The sequence below is a fragment of the Acinetobacter sp. YH12233 genome, from assembly GCF_013417725.1.
GTDB lineage: Bacteria > Pseudomonadota > Gammaproteobacteria > Pseudomonadales > Moraxellaceae > Acinetobacter.
The window spans coordinates 1-4,257 of record NZ_VPDK01000072.1 but is presented as its reverse complement, the minus strand read 5'-3'; the positions used below and the strand labels follow the sequence as shown (position 1 = coordinate 4,257).

Here is a 4,257-nt window from a genome sequence, read left to right as displayed (position 1 = left end):
TCGAATTTAAGAGCAAAGGCAAAATGGCAATTTATCATTTTTCAGTGAAGACAATAAGCCGAGGTGCAGGGCGTTCAGCCGTTGCATGTTCTGCTTATCGTTCAGGTGAAAAATTGATAGACGAAAGACAAGGCAAAGAACAGGATTACACCCGAAAAACAGGCGTTGAATTTACAAAAATTTATGCCCCTGAAAATGTTAATCCTGAGTTACTCGACCGCAATCACCTTTGGAACACGGTTGAAAAAGTTGAACGTCGAAAAGATGCAAATCTAGCAAGAGAATTTGAAATTGCTTTTCCACATGAACTTAATGCCGCACAACGTAAAGAAATGCTTAATGAGTTGTGCCAAGAACTGGTCAAACGACATGGTGTAATCGTGGATGCAGCCATTCATGCTCCACACACCCAAAGCGGAAGTGATGAACGGAACTATCACGCGCATATCATGTTTACAGGCCGTCAGATCGACCTTGAAACAGGCGACTTTGCAAAAAAGAGAAATCGAGATTTTAACAAAGAAAATTCTAGTCAGACCGTGAACCAATGGCGAGAAACCTTTGCCGACCTCACCAACCAACACCTGGCACAAGCCGGCTACTCATCCAAGGTAGATCACCGAAGCTATAGCGATCAGAACAACGGACTACAGGCAACCCTTCACGAGGGTAGCAAGGTCACACAGCTACGCAGACAAGGCATTGATACCGAAATCAGCCTAAAAAATAATTTAATTAAACAGCAAAACGCTGAAAACCAACGATTGCCTGAAATTTTGAAAGGTTTAGAGCAAGAAATACTTTTATCTGAAACGACCATTAACAACTTAAGAAACCAAGACCTAATTCAGAAAACTGAAGAACAAAAAAAACAAAAGGAAAACGAACAGAATCTTAAACAAATTTCTCAAAATTATTTCAGAGAAGTATTCAACGCAATCGCCGAAGCTAAAAAACTTAGAGCTGCTGTTCACCAGTTCGAGAAAGAATATGAAAATGATTATACCGCTTCTGTCAGAACAGACAGTGTCTCTTTAAATCACAAGACATATCAAGCACATCAAAAAATGATGAGTTTAGTTCAACGCTATGAACAACATGCAGATAGTCATAATTTTCTCAGCCTTCGAGATCGCACAATTGTTTACATTGAAAATAAGAGAAAAGAGAAAAAAGACTTGGGCATAATGGCTTTTTTAACTAAGCCTAAAGAGCTAAAAAACCTGAATGACTCAATAGAGCGCATCACGAGTTTATTCAATTATTTTTCAGATATGGCTAAAGACTTCAAACAGAATCCTTTCATGAAATCTATTGCGTCAGAGTTCTTTTACAAAGAACAAGAGATAAAAAAAGAGAGAGAACACAGAGAAAGCTTCCAAAAACATTTTGAAGAATCTCAAAGACGAAAAGAACATCTGCGCAAACAACTTGAAGCAGATGAAAAACGCCAATTTAACGAGAATCAACTCCGTTATAAAAAGGAAACCGAAGAATATCACGCTAAAAAAGCCCAAAAACAGGCACAAAAGCCAGATGAGCCATTTATAAAACCAGTAGATCGGAGCAACGACTTTGAAATGTAGTCTTAAATCACTCTATTTTTCGATTTAAGGCCATATTTAAGTTTTTATATAGAATCTATAGTTGAACAAATAAAAGTGTCTTAAATCGCAAACCATGCATTTTTAGCGAGTGTCTACGAGCGTCACAAAGAAAGTTCGTTCATTCCTTCCCTGATTACAAGCTTCCTATCCATTTCAAACAGTCAAAACAGAGCATCCCGAATGGGTGCGAACTTTGGAGCTTTTGCTTTTAAAAAAGCATGAGCATAGCGAATGCATTATCAATGGTTCGGATCTTGCTTTTGCTTTTGAAAAGACACGAGCGAAGCGAGTGCCATAGCCTTTGATTTTGACTTTAATTTTTAAAGTTTTAGGCTTTTAATGTTTTAAATAGCTTTTAAATGCTTTTAAGTCCTCTGAAATATAAGCCTAGCAAGGCTTCCGTAGCTTATAAACATACATTTACCCTGCTATAAACATACATTTACCCTGCTATAAACATACATTTACCCTGCTATAAACATACATTTACCCTGCTTATCAATACAAAATATTATTTGTATTTTTTTATACTTGTGATAATTTGTATTTTTATTATAAAAATAGGCTATAAAATGAGCTTGGTTGTGAAAGATAATTCACTAATAAATGCGAGCTATACATTGAGCTTGGTAGAACAAAGATTAATCCTATTGGCAATCCTTGAAGCAAGGGAAACAGGTAAAGGGGTTGATACTGAGACATTTCTAGAAATTCATGCTCAACACTATGCAGATCACTTTCATGTTGATGTTAAAAATACCTATGCAATGCTGTCAGATGCAGTAATGACGCTTTTTAATCGTCAAGTTACTTACATGACAGTAGATGAGAAAAGAAACAAGCCTGAAAAGCGTGTGATTAGATGGGTTAGTGGCATTTCATATGTTGAGGGTGCAGGCATCGTTAAACTACGTTTTGCTCCTGAAATTGTGCCGTTAATCACTCGATTAGAGCAAAACTTTACTAGCTATGAACTGATGCAAGTTGCCAACCTAAATCTATACGCTACCCGTTTATATGAGTTATTAGTAGCTTGGCGACGCACAGGTAAAACCCCCATTATTGAACTTAATGACTTTCGTTCAAAGTTAGGAATACTCGATCAAGAATATAAATTAATGCATAACTTTAAGAATCGTGTCCTAGACCCAGCGATCAAGCAAATTAATGAACATACCGATATAACAGTTAAGGTTGAACAACATAAGACAGGGCGATCTATTACAGGATTTTCATTCAAGTTTAAGCCCAAACCACAAGCTAAAGTCGAAAAAGAAATAGACCTAAAACGAGATCCAAACACTCTAGATATGTTTTTCAAGATGACAGATGCACAAGTCACCACGTATTCAAGCAAATTGGCTCGTTTACCTGAGTTTGGTTATCTTGCCGCAGGTAATGAAAGCTATGAGGTTCTAGCATCTAAAATAGCCAAAATGCTCAAAGATGAAAAACAACAAAAAACTTTTATAAGTGCGCTAAAAAGATTAGGTTTTAAATTTTGATGAGGATTAATGGTGATAAGAATATTTATACTGGTTTTCGTTACTGGATTTCTGAGTGCTTGTCATCAGTCGCTATTAACCAATCAACCGAAGATGCAAGAATTACAAGCGATACCCTTTAATGATCAGACTTTGGCACAATTTTCTTGGCAGTTGATTGAGGCAACAGATGTTAATGGCAAACGTATAGATGCGTTGTTTTTAGCTTCAGAATCAGATCAACCCATCACGCTAAAATTTGCAGGTAAGAGGAGGCTATATATTGGTAATTTGTTTTGCAATATAAATTCAATTGGCATTCATTTTGAGGATAATCGTTTATATTCTAAAAATCCGATTATTGCTACAATGATGGGCTGTCCTGATGATATAACCTTACGTGAAAGTACGATGATACACGATATTCTAGCAACTAAGCCTGCATTGTATCTTCAATCTAGTAAGGGTCAGATACAGCTTATTATCGAAACGCCAAAAAAAGATAAACTGATATTTAATGGTAGTTCAGATCAATAAGTAATCTAAATTCGTGCAGCATACTGATGAAAATAATCACTTAAACTACAAACCAAACAGTTTTCTATCCCGATCTTCTGTTAAATACTCGTTGAGTTCAGCGAGTATTTTTTCTTTATTTTGTTCATTTTCCATTTTTTTAAGTAAGTAAGAGCCAAGTAATATTTTACGTCTGGTATCTTCCTTTCTTTGTTGATCAGTAATCTTTTTCTTTTCACGAGCTAATACAGCCTGCTTTTGAGCTTTAAGCTGTTTTAAGCGCTCTTCTTGTTTAGCAATTTGTTGTTCTAAAGATTCCACTTTCATTGTAATTCCAATACCTAAAAACCACAGTTAGCATAAGCGCACATGAATTGAAATTCAAGGTGCTATCTGCTATCGTGGTTTTCCCGAAGGGCGCACTTTACCATTGAGAAAAATCTTCGATTTTTTCAATGGAAGTACGGCAGGGGAAACCCCCTACAACCCCAAACCAATCTATGCAGATTGGTAAAATTCGAAATCGAATTTAAGAGCAAAGGCAAAATGGCAATTTATCATTTTTCAGTGAAGACAATAAGCCGAGGTGCAGGGCGTTCAGCCGTTGCATGTTCTGCTTATCGTTCAGGTGAAAAATTGATAGACGAAAG

The 4,257-nt window shown here is 36.4% G+C and carries 3 protein-coding genes and 2 pseudogenes; 4 read left to right on the top strand and 1 reads right to left on the bottom strand.

From position 1 onward, the window contains the following. Positions 1-23 precede the first annotated feature (23 nt). The 3 genes and pseudogenes from mobQ to FTV12_RS16135 all read left to right on the top strand — a co-directional run. Positions 24-749, top strand: a pseudogene (gene mobQ / locus FTV12_RS16680) (MobQ family relaxase); the annotation flags it as partial. Between the two features lie 1,430 nt (positions 750-2,179). Beyond that, a complete protein-coding gene (gene repM, locus FTV12_RS16140) occupies positions 2,180-3,112 on the top strand; it encodes a replication initiation protein RepM (RefSeq protein ID WP_180034332.1) in 933 nt (310 codons plus the stop codon). 93 nt (positions 3,113-3,205) lie between these two features. Next, positions 3,206-3,628, top strand: a complete 423-nt coding sequence (locus FTV12_RS16135; protein ID WP_180034331.1) for an META domain-containing protein — start codon at positions 3,206-3,208, stop codon at positions 3,626-3,628. Between the two features lie 45 nt (positions 3,629-3,673). Here the strand turns inward: FTV12_RS16135 and FTV12_RS16130 are convergent, their stop codons facing one another. Then, a complete protein-coding gene (locus FTV12_RS16130) occupies positions 3,674-3,934 on the bottom strand; it encodes a mobilization protein (RefSeq protein ID WP_180034330.1) in 261 nt (86 codons plus the stop codon). Between the two features lie 219 nt (positions 3,935-4,153). On the opposite strand from FTV12_RS16130, the pseudogene FTV12_RS16650 reads away from it, so the two are divergent. Next, positions 4,154-4,257, top strand: a pseudogene (locus FTV12_RS16650) (mobilization protein); the annotation flags it as partial.